12 protein-coding genes are annotated in these 14,938 nt (G+C 57.3%); 8 read left to right on the top strand and 4 right to left on the bottom strand.

The features are described from left to right. The first annotated feature begins 42 nt into the window (after positions 1-42). From AC2FM5_RS07085 to AC2FM5_RS07075, 3 genes are read left to right on the top strand one after another with little or no spacing between them, the layout of a single operon-like run. A complete protein-coding gene (locus AC2FM5_RS07085; protein WP_496734695.1) occupies positions 43-1,098 on the top strand; it encodes a quaternary amine ABC transporter ATP-binding protein in 1,056 nt (351 codons plus the stop codon). Further along, complete coding sequence (locus AC2FM5_RS07080; RefSeq protein ID WP_496734693.1) at positions 1,095-2,639, top strand: ABC transporter permease subunit; 1,545 nt, start codon at positions 1,095-1,097, stop codon at positions 2,637-2,639. Before AC2FM5_RS07085 ends, AC2FM5_RS07080 begins: the two co-directional genes overlap by 4 nt. Further along, positions 2,636-3,355 carry an alpha/beta fold hydrolase gene (locus AC2FM5_RS07075; protein WP_170389583.1) on the top strand — a complete coding sequence of 240 codons (720 nt, stop codon included), beginning with the start codon at positions 2,636-2,638 and terminating at the stop codon, positions 3,353-3,355. The genes AC2FM5_RS07080 and AC2FM5_RS07075 overlap by 4 nt, the downstream gene beginning before the upstream one ends. 193 nt (positions 3,356-3,548) lie before the next feature. On the opposite strand, the gene AC2FM5_RS07070 is transcribed toward AC2FM5_RS07075, so the two are convergent. Further along, the gene (locus AC2FM5_RS07070; protein ID WP_496734691.1) at positions 3,549-4,874 is read right to left on the bottom strand and encodes an HlyD family type I secretion periplasmic adaptor subunit; all 1,326 of its coding nucleotides are present in this window, start codon (positions 4,872-4,874) and stop codon (positions 3,549-3,551) included. Continuing rightward, complete coding sequence (locus tag AC2FM5_RS07065) at positions 4,871-6,610, bottom strand: type I secretion system permease/ATPase (RefSeq protein ID WP_496734689.1); 1,740 nt, start codon at positions 6,608-6,610, stop codon at positions 4,871-4,873. The genes AC2FM5_RS07070 and AC2FM5_RS07065 overlap by 4 nt, the downstream gene beginning before the upstream one ends. A 213-nt stretch (positions 6,611-6,823) precedes the next feature. Here AC2FM5_RS07065 and AC2FM5_RS07060 point away from each other — a divergent pair, with 213 nt between their 5' ends. After that, entirely contained in the window at positions 6,824-8,383 is a 1,560-nt protein-coding gene (locus AC2FM5_RS07060) for a fasciclin domain-containing protein (RefSeq protein ID WP_496734687.1), read from the top strand. A 199-nt stretch (positions 8,384-8,582) separates the two neighbouring features. On the opposite strand, the gene AC2FM5_RS07055 is transcribed toward AC2FM5_RS07060, so the two are convergent. Together AC2FM5_RS07055 and AC2FM5_RS07050 are read right to left on the bottom strand one after the other, a co-directional pair. Next, positions 8,583-9,617, bottom strand: coding sequence for a zinc-binding dehydrogenase (locus AC2FM5_RS07055; RefSeq protein ID WP_496734685.1), 1,035 nt, complete (start codon positions 9,615-9,617; stop codon positions 8,583-8,585). A 50-nt stretch (positions 9,618-9,667) separates the two neighbouring features. Then, the gene (locus tag AC2FM5_RS07050) at positions 9,668-10,540 is read right to left on the bottom strand and encodes a TauD/TfdA dioxygenase family protein (RefSeq protein ID WP_217355496.1); all 873 of its coding nucleotides are present in this window, start codon (positions 10,538-10,540) and stop codon (positions 9,668-9,670) included. An 87-nt stretch (positions 10,541-10,627) separates the two neighbouring features. Here AC2FM5_RS07050 and AC2FM5_RS07045 point away from each other — a divergent pair, with 87 nt between their 5' ends. The 4 genes from AC2FM5_RS07045 to AC2FM5_RS07030 all read left to right on the top strand — a co-directional run bounded on the left by AC2FM5_RS07045 (position 10,628) and on the right by AC2FM5_RS07030 (position 14,935). Continuing rightward, positions 10,628-11,533: a LysR family transcriptional regulator gene (locus tag AC2FM5_RS07045; protein WP_496734682.1), complete on the top strand. Its 906-nt coding sequence runs from the start codon at positions 10,628-10,630 to the stop codon at positions 11,531-11,533. A gap of 238 nt (positions 11,534-11,771) precedes the next feature. Beyond that, positions 11,772-13,190, top strand: coding sequence for a circularly permuted type 2 ATP-grasp protein (locus AC2FM5_RS07040; protein WP_170363774.1), 1,419 nt, complete (start codon positions 11,772-11,774; stop codon positions 13,188-13,190). A gap of 2 nt (positions 13,191-13,192) precedes the next feature. Beyond that, positions 13,193-14,134, top strand: coding sequence for an alpha-E domain-containing protein (locus AC2FM5_RS07035; protein ID WP_480642450.1), 942 nt, complete (start codon positions 13,193-13,195; stop codon positions 14,132-14,134). A 3-nt stretch (positions 14,135-14,137) separates the two neighbouring features. Beyond that, on the top strand, positions 14,138-14,935 hold the full coding sequence (locus AC2FM5_RS07030; protein WP_170450445.1) for a transglutaminase family protein: 798 nt from the start codon (positions 14,138-14,140) through the stop codon (positions 14,933-14,935). Positions 14,936-14,938 lie beyond the last annotated feature (3 nt).

Genomic DNA, 14,938 nt, shown 5'->3' with positions numbered 1-14,938 from the left:
CGTAAGGTCTTGCCCCTTCACGAATAACGCAGGGGTGGGCGGATGAGCGACGAGACTGTTGTCGATATCTCAAATGTCTGGAAGATCTTCGGAGCAAAACCTTTGGCGGCTCTCGAGGCTATCCGCGCGCGCCGCCTGACCAAGGCCGAAGTCCTGGCTGAATTCAATGTGGTTGTCGGCGTCGCCGATGTCAGCCTGAGCGTCAAGCGCGGTGAGATTTTCTGCATCATGGGCCTGTCCGGCAGCGGAAAATCCACACTTGTGCGCCACTTCAATCGACTGCTCGAGCCCACATCGGGCAAGATCGAGATTGAAGGTACAGACGTCATGGCGCTCGGTACCAAAGACCTGCAAGACTTTCGCAACCGCAAAATCGGAATGGTGTTCCAGAACTTTGCGCTGATGCCCCATCGTTCGGTTTTGGACAACGTGGCGATGCCGCTGGAAATCCGTCAAGTCGCCAAGAACGAGCGAATGCGGCAGGCGGCGGCCATTCTCGACATCGTGGAATTGGGTGCATGGGGGTCAAAATTCGCCCATGAACTTTCTGGCGGAATGCAGCAGCGTGTGGGTCTTGCCCGCGCTCTTGCCGCCAACCCGGATGTCCTGTTGATGGATGAGCCCTTTTCAGCACTTGATCCGCTGATCCGGCGGCAGTTGCAGGATGAATTCATACGGCTGTCGAAGATCCTGAAGAAAACGACGATCTTCATCACTCATGACCTTGATGAGGCCGTCCGCATCGGAGACCGGATTGCCATCATGCGTGACGGAAAGATGGTGCAGATCGGATCTGCCGAGGAGATTGTAATGCATCCCGCCGATGATTACGTCGCCGATTTCGTCGCGGGGATCTCGCGGTTGAAGGTCGTGCATGCCCATGCGGCGATGCAGCCCTTGGACACCTATCTCGCCAGGCACGGCCCGCTGCCGGCTGACACTGCGCGAGTGGACCATAATGAGACGCTGTCTGCCCTGATTACGCGGGCTATCGAAGACGACCGACCCGTATTGGTGACGGAAGGCGGTGTGGACAGAGGCGTCATCACGCGTGCAGATCTGTTGCGCACCGTGATCGAAGGGACAGAGATGTCATGAGCGAAGATCTTGGTGTGAACCCCCTTGAAGATACTGACAGCGCCGCCGCCAAAGCATACGCCGAGGAACGACGCGAAAACATTCGCACCTTCGTGCGCACCAGCCCCGACTATTACATCCGGAATTTTGACAAGATCGGAGCCTCGGCACGCTTTACCGCAACATTCAACGTAATGGCCGGGCTCTTCGGTCCTATTTGGTTCGGTGCGCGCGGGCTCTGGTCGTGGGCCTTGGCCTTTCTTGTCGTCGAGGCGATTGGGTTCGTGCAGATCGCGCGGGGTTTGTTCGGAGACTTGGGGGCGGATGCCCTTGCGCGTGTGGCTTCCATCGAAGGGACCCTCGATCTCCGTTATAGACAGCTTGCCGCGGCGGAGGAGAGCGGATCAGATCGTGCGGCCGCGATCCAGCGCCAGATTGACGCCCTGGAGGCCAATATCGAAGGCTTCCGCGTTGAGGCCGAGACACTTGCCGCGCAAGGGCCGTCAATTGTACTGGCGGGATTTTCAATTCTGATCGTCGCCAAGTTGGTGCAGGCAATTGTCGCAAATTGGGCGCTTGAGTCCCGGTTTTCGGACTGGCTGTCGGATCGAACCATCCGCTCTGGCATGCCGGTGAGCCAGATCGTCTTCAGCGCAGCATTCATGGTGCTGCTCGTGGCGACGGCAATGGTCCACTACAGTTTCCCGGGGCGGTTCGAGTTTCTCAGCGCGTTTCCAACCGAAAACTCGATTCGACTGGCCAGTATTGATGCGGTCGAGGACTTCATCGCCTGGTGCGTCGCCAACAGCGTGACTTTCTTTGAGGCTCTCACCTCCGCCATTCGCTGGCTACTGGATGCAATGGAAGTGGCCTTGGTTCAGACCCCTTGGATCGTCGTCGCTGCCCTTATCGTATTGCTGACATGGCTTACGGCGGGCCTGCGCATGGCGATCTGGTCCGGAGCTTTCCTGGCCTATATGGGTGTTCTTGGTTTCTGGGAAAAAGCCATGACGACCCTGGCGCTCTTGGGAACCGCTGCGCTGCTATCCATCGTGATAGGCATTCCGCTGGGCATGTTTTCGGCCCGCCGCCCGCGGTTTTACGCCGTGATCCAGCCGATCATGGACTTTATGCAGACCATGCCTGCCTTCGTTTTCATGGTACCGGTGATCGCCTTTTTTGGTGTTGGCAAGCCGGCGGCTGTCATCGTCACGATGATCTTCGGCGGGACGCCCGTTGTGCGCCTTACCGTTTTGGGTCTGCGTGGCGTTCCGGAAAGCGTGCGTGAAGCCGCGATCAGTTTTGGCGCCAACAGGTGGTATCTGCTCACAAAAGTCGATCTGCCCCTTGCCGGCCCTTCGATCCGTGCGGGTATCAACCAGACGATCATGCTCTCGCTGGCTATGGTTGTCGTGGCCTCGCTGATTGGCGCCAAAGGACTGGGTGAGGACGTTCTTGAGGCGCTGCAATACGCCAATGTAGGCCAGGGGATACTGGCGGGCTTTGCCATACTCTTTTGCGCGATGATCCTTGATCGGATTGTTCAGGGCCAAAGAAAGTGACGCCGCTGGTACTCGTTCATGGTTTCATGGGGGGCAGTGCGCAATGGAATGCTTATGTCACCCCCCTTGAAAACCAGTTTTCCGTGGTGGCGGTTGATCTGCCCGGATTCGGAGCAAATGCCCATCTGCCTCCCATCGACAGTATTGGCGGGTATGCGGATTGGGTGATCCAGCACCTCCGCGACCTCAGGCTGGGGATGTATCATCTTCTGGGCCATTCGATGGGCGGCATGATCGCTCAGGAAATTGCCCGCCGGGATTTTGAAAGGGTGGACCGATTGGTGTTGTACGCAACCGGCGCGATTGGCGTTTTACCCGGGCGGTTCGAGACCATTGAGGAAAGCAAAAAGCGTGCGGCAGAGGACGGCCCCGCCGCAACTGCCCATAGGATCTCTGCAACTTGGTTTCTGGATCGTGAAGCCGCACAAGGGTTTGAGCACTGCGCCGCTGTAGCCGCGCAAAGCAAACTGGCTGCAATAAACGCCGGCCTGGACGCGATGCACTCCTGGTCCGGAGAGCAGAACCTCAGCCAAATCCGGCAGGAAACACTTGTGCTTTGGGGCGATCGGGATCGGACTTATCCGTGGAGCCAGACGCATATGCTTTGGCAAGAAATCCCCAAGACCTCGCTTGCGGTCGTGCCGGGTTGCGCCCATGCGGTTCATGCCGAGAAAACTGAACTATTCCAGCTTCTGGTCTCCGACTTTCTTGAGTGATGGGCACTGCAGGCGGCAGGGCGCTCTGCAGGAAACAGCCGAGTTCGGGCTGTTGAAGTTTCAGTGGCGTTTATTCAAGAGCCAAGCGGGTTTATCTTCGTGCCAGTCGCAGCGCACGGGTTTTCCGCGCAGGGCCAGAAAGACCTATGTGAATCGCTCGTGGCTCGATTTGACGGCGACACGGGGCCCACACTCAAGTCTCACGAAATGCTTTCGCAAAGTAGTCGCTGAACGGTTTGATAAGGTAGGCAATCGGTGTTCTGTCCTGCGTCCGTATGAAGGTTTCGACCGGCATTCCAGGGACCAGAGGTGTTTCCGCGGGCAGTTTTTTCTGCTCTCCGGCATTCAGTGCGATCTCGGCCGTGTAGTAGGTCTGGTTTGTCGAAGCTTCCTCGAACGCATCCGCAGAAACCAGGGTGACCCGTCCTGTCAATTCGGGCGTCTTGCGCTGATCCATGGCCGAAAAGCGCAAAACGACATCTTGTCCGACGAACATCTGGTCAACGTGAATGGGGTCGACGCGGGCACTTATGATCAGCGGACGATCCTGCGGAACGAGGTACAATACCGGTTCAGCCGGTTTCACAACCGCGCCAAGGCTGAAGATGTTCAAACCATGTACGACCCCAGAGACCGGCGCCGTGATTTCAAGGTTGGCGATACGCTCTGCGATATTCGTCGTTTCCTCGCGTAATTCCAGTTCCCGATACCGCAGGTCCCTGAGGCGGGTAATGGCATCTTCGCGGCGTTTGCTTTGCAACTTGAGGATTTGAATCTCGATTTCGGTCTTTCGCCCCTCGGATTCCGCGATACGGGCAGTCAGATCACCCATCGTGCCGCTCAAGCGTGCTTCTTCCCGTTGCAATGACAGAACGCGGGATGCGGGGGCCAATCCGCGTTCAAACAAGGATTCCTGATCCGTCAGTTCCTTTCGTATCAGGTCCAGCTGGGTGGCAAGCGCCAGTTTTTGAGCATCAATCCCGACAATCTGACTGTCGATCTGACCAACTCTTTTGAGTTGCTGATCAATCTCCTGCGCGATGGATTCCTTGCGCGCCACAAACAATCGTTCCTGCCCATAGACCAAGTCCGCGATGTCGATGTCCAAAGATGCGGCTTGCTGAAGTATGGGGTCAAAACGAATTTCTTCGGTTCCGTCTCTTTCCGCCTCAAGACGACCACGGCGGGCCATGAGCTCGTAAAGCTCTTTTTCGGCGATCGCCAATTTGGTGGCAAGGTCATTGGACGCCAGCTTGATCAGAACATCACCGGCCTCGACTAAGGACCCTTCGTCGACAAGTATCTCGGCGACCACGCCGCCATCGGGGTGTTCCACAACCTGTTGATTTTGATCAACTTCAATTCGACCGCTGGCAACGATTGCCCCGGCAATATTGGTCGTGAAGGACCAATAGCCAAAGCCCCCAAGCAACAGCATCAGGCCCACAAGACCCACGAGCACTGGTCCGAGCGCTGACCAGGAAACAGACGAGTTTACGTCGGACCGTTCCGGTTTCATTTCAGGCCTCCCTGTCTGGCGGTTTTTGCGATTTGTTCGTGGTTGATAACGAGTTTCCGAAGAACGTCTTTCTTGGCACCGAAGTCCCGGACGGTGCCGTTTTCAAGCATTATCAGCTTGTCGCATTCCTGGATTGCGGCCGGTCGATGAGCCACGATCAACACGGATTTTCCGTTTGCCTTGAACTCTTCAATTGCGCGATTGACCGCGGCACTGCCTTCGACGTCGAGGTTTGAATTTGGTTCGTCCAGCACCAGCAGAACGGGATCGCCGTACATGGCGCGGGCAAGGCCGATACGTTGCATCTGACCACCGGACAGCTGCCCTCCGTTCGCCGACACGTTGGTGTCATAGCCATCAGCGAGCCGCAGTATCATCTCATGCGCATCTGCTTTCTTTGCGGCTGCCACGACGGCGGCATCGTCCGGCTCGGGCGCCATTCGGGCAATGTTTTCGGCAATCGTGCCGTCAAACAGCTGAAACCGCTGCGGAAGATAGCCGATGAGGCTGCCAAGTTCGGTCGAGCCGTATTGATCCAGCGCGGCGCCATCCAGCCGGATCGTGCCGCTGTGCGGACGCCATACGCCAGTCAAGGATCTGGCGAGTGTGGACTTCCCCGCGCCGGACGACCCAATCAAGCCGACCGCTTCGCCAGGGTTCACGTTGAACGAAACGGATTTCAGAGCGGCTTGTCGTGAGTTCGGCGGAAATACGGTCAGGTTTTGAACAACCAACTTGGCTTTGGGTTTCGGCAGTCGCGTATTCACACGTTCGGGCGGTACGGTGCCGAGCAGTTCGGCCAGATTGTCCCAGCCTCTTTTTGCGGTCTGAACCAACTGCCATTGCGCCACAAGCTGCTCCATCGGTGCCAGCGCTCGGCCCAGCAGGATTGAGCTGGCAATCATTGCGCCTGCAGTCAGTTCCCCCTGAAGCACAAGAAATGCACCGACGCCAAGGATGGCTGACTGCAAAAACAACCGGAAAGTCTTTGTTACGTTCGCAAAGCTGCCGCTTACGTCAGCCGAGCGGATCTGCTCCTTCAGCGCCCGGTCGCGCAACGTCTTCCACCGCGTGAAGGTCGCATCGCGCATACCCATCGCCTCAACGATTTCGGCTTCGTTCCGCAGCTGGTTGGACATTGCTTCGGACGAGGCGCCAGCACGGCTGGCATTCGACATGGGCCGTGCCGAAAAAACTCGGTTCAAACCCGTCAGTGCCAAGATGAGCAAACCACCCAACGCAGCGACAGCGCCAAGCCACGGGTGGAATATCCAGATGCCCAAGAGGAAAACGGGCGTCCAGAATACGTCGAAAAAGGCCATTGGAACCGGAGATGACAGAAGCCGCTGAACAGCCTCGAGATCGCGCAGGCCGGTTTCCGTTTGATCGTCCGGAGCGACCGAAGCCTTACGCTGCACAGCTTCGAAAACCCTACGGTCAAGGCGTGCCTGGAAACGCGCCGCGACGCGTCCGAAAATCCTCCCCCGAGCATATTCAAGCAGGCCCAGAATGCCGTACAAGAACGCAACAAGCACCGAGAGAGCGACCAGCGTTTCCACCGATCGACTGCCCAAAACCCGGTCGTATACCTGCAGCATATACAATGGCCCGGTCAGCATCAGAAGGTTGGTGAAGCAACTGAGAACACCGACAAAAACGTACAGCCGCCAGCTTTCCCGACGCACTTGGCGAAGTTCCTGACGCCCCGTTTCAAATACGAATTTGGATTTTCCCATTGGCCGTCACCTTTGCTCTCAACTGATGACCGATACGCTGATCTGAACCGGTTGGATTTGTTTTTTGGTTTCGGCCTCAGTGGGCGCGGAAACGATCTACGCGCTACCGCCGGGGACACATCGTGACTCAGAAATATTTGATCCGAACGGCCTGTGCGCTCCGTACCAGCGGTAAGCCAATCGTTGGCTTGCAAATCTCAGGTGGAGGAAAATATGACGACAATTGCAGGAATTGCCGCAGGAAATCCAAGCTTTAGCATTCTTGTCGCAGCAATAGGTTTTATCGATGACCAGAAGGGGACTGACTACCTTGGTGTCCTCAGTGGAACTGCCGGTGACCCTTCTGCGACCTACACGGTTTTTGCCCCGACAAACGCGGCATTCGGGCAGCTTGCAGCTGATCTGGGTTTTGCGGGCGACGTTACTGACACCGCAGCCGTAACCGCATTTCTGACCTCTCTGAACGAAGATCCGGTGGAAACCGCAACGCTGCTTGAGACGATCGTCACCTATCATGTTGCAGCAGGCACCCAAGGGTCGTCCGAGATTGCGTCGGCGGGTTCGGTGACCTCACTTCAGGGCGGAGTGATCGACGCGTCTGAACTGCCGACACTTGGCGATCTGGAGCCGGACCTCATCAATCCGTCGCTGGTGCAGACAGACATCCTGGCGGACAATGGCGTGGTCCACGTGATTGATCGCGTTCTGCTGCCGATCGATCTGCCAGGCAATGACGCCCCGACGATTACGGAAACCGTTCTGGCGGTAAGCGGCGCATCCGGCTTTGACGAAAACGGAGGTGATTTCGACATTCTCCGAGAAGCTCTGATCGCGGCTGATCTGGCGGGCGCCCTTAATGACCCGAATGCCGACCTTACCGCCTTCGCGCCGACCGATGACGCGTTTATCGCGCTCTCGAACTCACTGGGATACGAAGGCAGCGATGAGGGCGGAGCGTTTGCATATCTTGTTGACGCACTGCGTTTGCTCAACGGCGGAAACGATCCCATCGAGCTGTTGACGACGGTGCTGACATACCATGTCTCGGGTGAAAGCCTGCAGGCCAGCCAGGTTCTGGCGTTTGAGGAAATCGAAACGCTCCAGGGCGGAACGATTGGTGTGGATGCCGAGACCCTTACCCTGGTCGATGCCGATCCGGACGTTCAGGATCCAAGCCTCATCGCGACCGACATTCAGGCGTCGAACGGTGTGATCCATGTATTGAACGGCGTTCTGCTGCCCGCCGATCTGCTGCAATCTGACGGTTCAGGGGCAGTCGATTTCGTCATCGGAGACGACGGTCGCGAAGTTATCCGCACAGGTCGGGACAATGACCTGATCGATGCCAAAGGCGGCAACGATATCGTTTTCGCAGGAAGTGGTGACGATCTGGTTCTCGCCGGTGACGGTCGGGACAAAGTTTTCGGCGGTAAGGGTGACGACACCCTGAACGGCGAGGGTGGAAACGACATCATCTTCGGCGGCCGCGGAAACGACGAGATCGCGGGCGGCGCCGGAAACGACAAACTCATCGGCGGCTCGGGCTCCGACAGCTTCGTCTTCGAACAAGGCGGCGGTCATGACACTGTGTTCGGCTTTCGCGCAGGTCGCGACAAGATCGACCTCAGCGCCTATGGCTTCACAGATTACGAGGAAGTCGAGGATGCGATCAGCGGCCGTTTCTTCAAGACCAAGATCGATTTGGGAGACACGGAAATCTCGTTGTTCGGCGTTCGCGCAAGCAGCCTAGACGAAGGTGATTTCATTCTCTGATAGGCAAGCCCGCCTGGACCGACCAAAACTGTTTGGGCGGGCTTTTCTTGTTGAAACGGCTTCACTACTTTTTTGGGAATGGTGTTTTGGATGTGTGTGGCGACAGCCGGGGCAAACGCCGTCACTTGCCTTAAGCCAGTAATTTTCAATACTTTCAATTATTAGGCCTGCGTGCATCCTGCAAGACGCAGGCACCCAATCAAGGCCGAAAACTCGTGATTACAGCGGTGCCCGGCGAGGTCGGGCCGCGCATCGCGCGAAGCTCACCGCTGGCAGCCTCAAGGCGGACTTCTCTGGCCACCATCGGCTGTATGTCAACGTCACCCCGCTCGATCAGCCCAAGCAGACGCGGGTATTTCCAGGACGGCATCCCTCGGGTGCCAAAAACCGAGAGCTGCTTGGAATAGATCGCGCGCATGTTCATGCGCATCCAACCTTCACCCGACGGCATCCCAATCTGTACATGACGGCCCAAGATCGCGAGGCACTCCAGCGAAGCATTCGTCGTGGTTTCGATGCCCAGCGCTTCGATGGAAACCTGCGCTCCTCCACCGGTGATATCCAGGATCGCGGTCGCCGCATCCTCTTTGGATGCATTGACCGTCGCGTCCGCGCCGTGGAGTTTTGCGTGCTCGAGTTTCTCATCGACCACATCCACCACGACAACCCGGCATCCCAGCATTTTCGCAAGCAAGAGAACGGACAGACCAATTCCACCGGTTCCATGGACGGCAACCCATTCGCCCGCAGCAACATCTGCTCGGTCCGTCAAAGCATGCCATGCGGTGGTGACGCGGCAGCCCAGGCCGGCGGCGAGGGCAGGGGAGAGTGTGTCTGGCAAGTGAACCAAGTTATGGTCAAAGGGCACCGCAACATATTCCGCATAGGCGCCCGGTGCGCCAAATCCGGGAACGATCTGGTTGGCGCAGGTATTCGACACTCCGGTTTGACAGGCATGGCAACTGCCGCACCCTAGGATGAATGGGGCGATGAGGCGATCACCCACTTTGTGTTTCGCATTGGACCCGGCCTCGACCACGGTGCCACAGTATTCGTGCCCCAGGATGGAGCCGTTTTGAACTTTCGGGTGGGCACCGGACCAGCCGTGGTAGTCCGAGCGGCACACGCCGCAGGCGGCGACCTCCAAGACCACTCCGTTGTCGGGGCAGGTTGGGTCCGGGACCGTTTCAATCGAAAGGTCCTCGTTGAACTCTCTGACGACTGCAGCTCGCACTTCGCGCTCCAAAATGGTTTCTTCGACCCAGAAATCCCGTCCCGTCAGAACTAGACGGGTCGGTCGCCTTTCACGGTTACACGCCGCCCCTTTCGTTCCGCGGGCCAATAGTCCCAGATGGCACGATGCATACAGCAACGATTGTCCCAAAACGCCATATCGTTGAGCGACCACCGGAACCGGATTTGATAGTTGATCTGTTCGGCATGCTCGAAAAGCATGTTGAGGATCGCCTCACTTTCCTTGGCCGACAAGCCGATAATCTTCGTTGTGAACGTTCGGTTGACGAACAGCGATTTTCGTCCTGTCTCGGGGTGAGTTCTGACGATCGGATGAATTGCTTCGGGGCAATCAATATCCGCGTCCTTTTGGCCCCGGTCGCTGTACCGGCCCTTGTATATGTGCTCGGAGCTGTGGAGGGCGGACAGGCCGCCGAGCATGCTTTTGATCGGTTCGGACAGATCATCGTAAGCCGCATACATATCGCTGAACATGGTGTCCCCGCCGCAAGGAGGGGCAATGTGGATCTGAAGCATTGTTCCCAATGGCGGCGTCTCATCACATGACACGTCCGAGTGCCAGAACTCACCGTTGGCCACCTTTGAATTTTTGGTGGCATGGATCTCGAATATCTCCGGATACCCTTCCATCGTTGGGGCTGCGGGGTGTGCGTGGAGCGGCCCGAAGCGTTTCCCAAACTCGATGTGCTGCGCAGGCGGTATCTCTTTCTGCTCTTTGAAGAACAGAACCTGATAGGTGTGAAAGGCATCGCGGATTTCGGCAAACTGGTCGTCGGGCACAGGCTGGCTCAAATCGACCCCATAGATCTCGGCCCCGAGGTTCGGAGCGAAAGGCTTGGCAACGATGGACGTGTAGGTGTTGGACTTTGGGGCAACCATGGGGACCTCGGGGCGCTGTTTCATTGAGCCTGTTTCGTGCAGGGTACAGATCAAAAAATGTAAACAAAAACGAAAATGATTTGAACAATCGGTGAAATTCTCTCACCTTTCATGGACCCGGACAAAGGTGGCGAGGTCTTTGGGATGAGCATTCGAGCGCTGCGAACTCTGGTCGCAATACATCGGCATGGAAGCTTTCGAGCCGCATCGGAGGTTGAGCATCTGACGCCGTCGGCGGTAAGCCATCAGATGCGGAACCTTGAAGTCATGTGGGGGCTCGACTTGTTTGACCGGTCGGCGAAGACACCCAAACTGACCAGTGCGGGGCTCATGCTTGTTGAAGAAGCGGCGGCGGTCGTTGCCGCGTATGATGGCCTGGCTGACAAGATGAGATCGGACAAGGAGCTTGCAGGCGAGATAATCTTGGGTGCAGTTCCAACGACTTTGACGGGTTTGGTGCCTGCTGCATTATCAAGGCTGAAGTCAGAGCATCCTGACGTGCGTGTCAGAATTGTTCCGGGCTTGACCAATCAGCTGCTGTTGCAGCTGGACCGCAAACAGGTTCACGCGGCAATCATCTCACGCCCGGATATCCTTCCGAAGTCGCTGGAATTCTCGGAAATCGTGACCGAGAAACTGGTCCTGCTCGTCTCGGAAAATACTCCGGACCTTTCTCCCGAAGAGCTTCTCGGCGCACTGCCGTTTATTCGGTTCACTCGCGACGCGGTTGTGGGGAGGCAGATCGAGGCCTGGCTGCAAAGGATGGGCATAGAAGTCAAAGACGCCATGGAGCTTGAAAGCCTCGAGGCAATATCAAGCATGGTCGCCGCGGAACTCGGGGTCTCGATCATACCTGACAGTCGTCTGGCGTCTTATGACCATTTGCGGCTCAGAAAAATTCCTCTGGAGCAGTTCGGACCCCGACGCATCGTCGGTCTTGCGAGTGTGGCAATGTCCCCTCGTGCCAGAATGGTGGACGCAGTCCGGGGCGCGCTGCTGGATGCGGTGGGACCCTAGTCGGTTCTCAGGCGGAGCCGAGGCCCCTGATTGCTTTCGAGAATTGCTTTGGTGGCTGCACGTTATTGAAGCCAGAAGCCGGTAGAGTGGCGGCGATGATTTTCGCTGCACCCAGAACCAATTTCGTCACCGACGGGCGGGCTGCTGTTCGCTCGAAAACTGTGCATTTCTTGGTAGGCCGCCAACTGGAAAAGCCCGTACAACTTGCAAAGTTTGAATTGATCGTCACACTTCTCGTATGAGCGAGTATTTTGATGAGATGTTCAACGGCGACGGATCTCTCAGAGGTCCTTACGAAGAGATCGGACGTTGGTTCAATGCGGAAGATGTCTCACGGCTGAGGGCCAAACAGCGCGAAGCCGAAGAAGTTTTCAGGCTGACGGGGATTACTTTCAACGTCTACGGCAAGACCGAGGCCGAAGAACGTTTGATCCCATTTGACATCGTTCCGCGCGTGATTTCAGGACGCGAATGGCAGCGTCTGGAACGCGGCATCGAACAGCGGGTTCGGGCGATCAATGCGTTTCTTCACGACATCTATCACCGACAGGAAATCGTGCGTGCCGGTCGCGTGCCGGCAGAGATGATTGCCAGCAACGAAGCCTTCCTGCCGCAGATGCTGGGTGTCTCACCGCCGGGGCAGGTCTACACCCATGTGGTTGGCGTCGATCTGGTGCGTACCGGGCCAGACGAGTTCTTTGTATTGGAAGACAACGCCCGTACGCCGTCCGGGGTCAGCTACATGCTCGAGAACCGGGAAACCATGCTGAAGATGTTCCCCGAGCTTTTCAGCGCCACGAATGTGCGCAATGTATCCGATTATCCCCGCAATCTGAGACGCTCGCTTGCGTCCAGTGCGCCGGCCTGCGCGGATGGCGAGCCGACCGTCGCGGTATTGACTCCGGGGATCTACAATTCAGCCTATTTTGAACATGCGTTTCTGGCCGATCAGATGGCCGTGGAACTGGTCGAGGGCCACGACCTGCGGGTTGTCGATGGGCGCGTCTGCATGCGCACCACGCGTGGTTACAAACCAATCGACGTTCTTTACCGCCGGGTTGACGACGATTTCCTGGACCCGCTGAATTTCAACCCGGACAGCGCGCTGGGCGTTCCCGGCATTCTGGACGTCTATCGGGCCGGGGGCATCACGATCGCCAACGCACCGGGCACGGGCATTGCCGATGACAAGGCGATCTATTCCTACATGCCTGAAATCGTTGAGTTCTACACGGGCGAGAAACCCCTGCTCAAAAACGTTCCTACGTGGCGCTGCAGCGACCCCGAGTCGCTTTCCTACGTATTGGACAACCTGTCCGATCTTGTCGTCAAAGAGGTGCACGGGTCGGGCGGCTATGGGATGCTGATCGGTCCGACCGCCAGCAAGAAAGAGATTGCGGCCTTCCGTGACAAGCTCAAGTCGCGGCCGTCGAACTATATCGCGCAGCCCACATTGTCTCTCTCGACAGTACCGATCTTCGCCCGTTCGGGACTTGCCCCCCGGCATGTCGATCTGCGGCCGTTTGTTCTGGTGTCCCCGGATGGGATCGAGATTACCCCCGGCGGCCTGACGCGCGTTGCGCTGAAAAAAGGGTCCCTGGTCGTGAATTCAAGCCAAGGCGGCGGGACCAAAGACACCTGGGTTCTGGAGGACTGACCATGCTGGGAAAAACTGCTGGCGGGTTGTTCTGGATGTCCCGGTATCTTGAGAGGGCGGAAAACACGGCCAGATTGCTTGAAACAGGTCAGAGGATGGCGCTGACCCGGACCAAGAATTCCGATGCGGAATGGGGCTCGGTTCTGAAAACAGCCGGCGTTTTCGGTGGATACAGCGCCAAATATGATGAGATTTCAAAAGACAATGCCGTGGATTGGATGTTGCGTGATGTCGACAATCCATCCTCGATCAAGTCGGTCATCAAGCAGGCGCGAGATAACGCGCGCCTTGTTCGAACTGCATTGACCCATGATGTCTGGAGCGCGGTGAACGCCACGTGGATGCAGATTGATCAAGCCATGAAGCGCCGCGTGAACGAGAGAGACCTGCCGGGGACGCTGGAGCTTATTCGTCAACAGGCGGCTCTGGTTCGTGGTGCGACGCTAGGGACCATGCTGCGCAACGATATTTTCGACTTCACCCGGATCGGCACCTTTGTCGAGCGGGCCGACAATACCGGGCGCATCCTGGACGTTAAGTACTATGTCCTTCTGCCCACGGCCTTTTCGGTCGGCTCGTCACTGGACAACATCCAATGGGAAAGCATCCTGCGGTCCGTGGGTGCGGGTGGTGGCTATCGCATGACCCACGGCCAGAATACCCGGCCGTCGGAAATTGCGCAGTTTCTGATCCTCGATCAGCGGATGCCTCGCAGCCTGCATTTCTGCTGCAGGAAGATCCAAGAGAACCTTTCTTATCTCAGCAAAGACTATGGCTTTGCGGGGCCGTCGGTTACGGCGGCCAATGCGCTGTCCGAGAAGTACCTCGACCGGCAGATTTCCGATATCTTTGACCTTGGGCTGCACGAGTACATTCAGGACTTTTTGAAAGATCTCGGAGACTTGAGCCGCCAGATTGAAGTTGACTACCGGTTCTATGAGTGACCAATGAAACTGCATATTCGCCACGAGACACGATACGATTTCGACGCGCCGGTTCCCTTTGGCCTGCAGCAGCTGAGAAAGACGCCCAAATCCTTCCGCAATCAGAATATCCTCTCTTGGAGCACCGAAGTGACCGGGGGGCGCAAGGAACTGAGCTTTGAGGACTACCATCGCAACACGGTGGAACTGATCAGTTTCGAAGCGAATACCCAAAGCATCTCATTGATCTCCGAAGGTTTTGTCGAGGTTGAAGACACGCATGGGGTGTTGGGACGTCACGAGGGCTCGACGCCGTTGTGGCTTTTTCAGCGGAGCACGCCTTTGACAACGCCGGGCAAGGGTGTTGCAGACGTGATTGCCGCTTTGCCGGATGGTGAGCCGCTTGAGCGGATGCATGCCCTGTCCGAAAGCGTTCGGGCTCAGGTCTCCTACGAAGTGGGAGGCTCGCACCCGGACTGGAGCGCAGAAGACGCTCTCAAGGCCGGGCGAGGCGTGTGTCAGGACCACGCGCATGTGTTCATCACTTGCGCGCGAAAGATCGGCGTGCCGGCCCGCTATGTCTCGGGTTACCTGATGATGAACGAAACCGAATTGCAGGATGCCACCCACGCGTGGGCCGAAGTTCATCTGGACGGGCTTGGCTGGGTTGGATTCGACGTGTCCAACGGGATTTCACCCGATGACAGGTACGTGCGTGTCGCAACCGGTCTGGACTATGCCCAGGCGGCCCCGGTAATAGGAAACAGAATTGGGGCAGCGGGCGAGCAGTTGACGGTTCAATTGCAGGTCGCACAGCAGTAACGG

This window comes from Ruegeria sp. BHSA162, from assembly GCF_059613385.1.
Note: the sequence above shows the minus strand (reverse complement) of the source record. Positions and strands in the feature narration are given on the sequence as shown.

What these genes read in the sequence shown, in the direction of transcription:
- AC2FM5_RS07085 (WP_496734695.1), top strand. Translation starts at nt 43, where the DNA reads ATGAGCGACGAGACTGTTGTCGATATCTCAAATGTCTGGAAGATCTTC.
- AC2FM5_RS07080 (WP_496734693.1), top strand. Translation starts at nt 1,095, where the DNA reads ATGAGCGAAGATCTTGGTGTGAACCCCCTTGAAGATACTGACAGCGCC.
- AC2FM5_RS07070 (WP_496734691.1), bottom strand. Translation starts at nt 4,874, where the DNA reads ATGAAACCGGAACGGTCCGACGTAAACTCGTCTGTTTCCTGGTCAGCG.
- AC2FM5_RS07065 (WP_496734689.1), bottom strand. Translation starts at nt 6,610, where the DNA reads ATGGGAAAATCCAAATTCGTATTTGAAACGGGGCGTCAGGAACTTCGC.
- AC2FM5_RS07060 (WP_496734687.1), top strand. Translation starts at nt 6,824, where the DNA reads ATGACGACAATTGCAGGAATTGCCGCAGGAAATCCAAGCTTTAGCATT.
- AC2FM5_RS07050 (WP_217355496.1), bottom strand. Translation starts at nt 10,540, where the DNA reads ATGAAACAGCGCCCCGAGGTCCCCATGGTTGCCCCAAAGTCCAACACC.
- AC2FM5_RS07045 (WP_496734682.1), top strand. Translation starts at nt 10,628, where the DNA reads ATGGACCCGGACAAAGGTGGCGAGGTCTTTGGGATGAGCATTCGAGCG.
- AC2FM5_RS07040 (WP_170363774.1), top strand. Translation starts at nt 11,772, where the DNA reads ATGAGCGAGTATTTTGATGAGATGTTCAACGGCGACGGATCTCTCAGA.
- AC2FM5_RS07035 (WP_480642450.1), top strand. Translation starts at nt 13,193, where the DNA reads ATGCTGGGAAAAACTGCTGGCGGGTTGTTCTGGATGTCCCGGTATCTT.
- AC2FM5_RS07030 (WP_170450445.1), top strand. Translation starts at nt 14,138, where the DNA reads ATGAAACTGCATATTCGCCACGAGACACGATACGATTTCGACGCGCCG.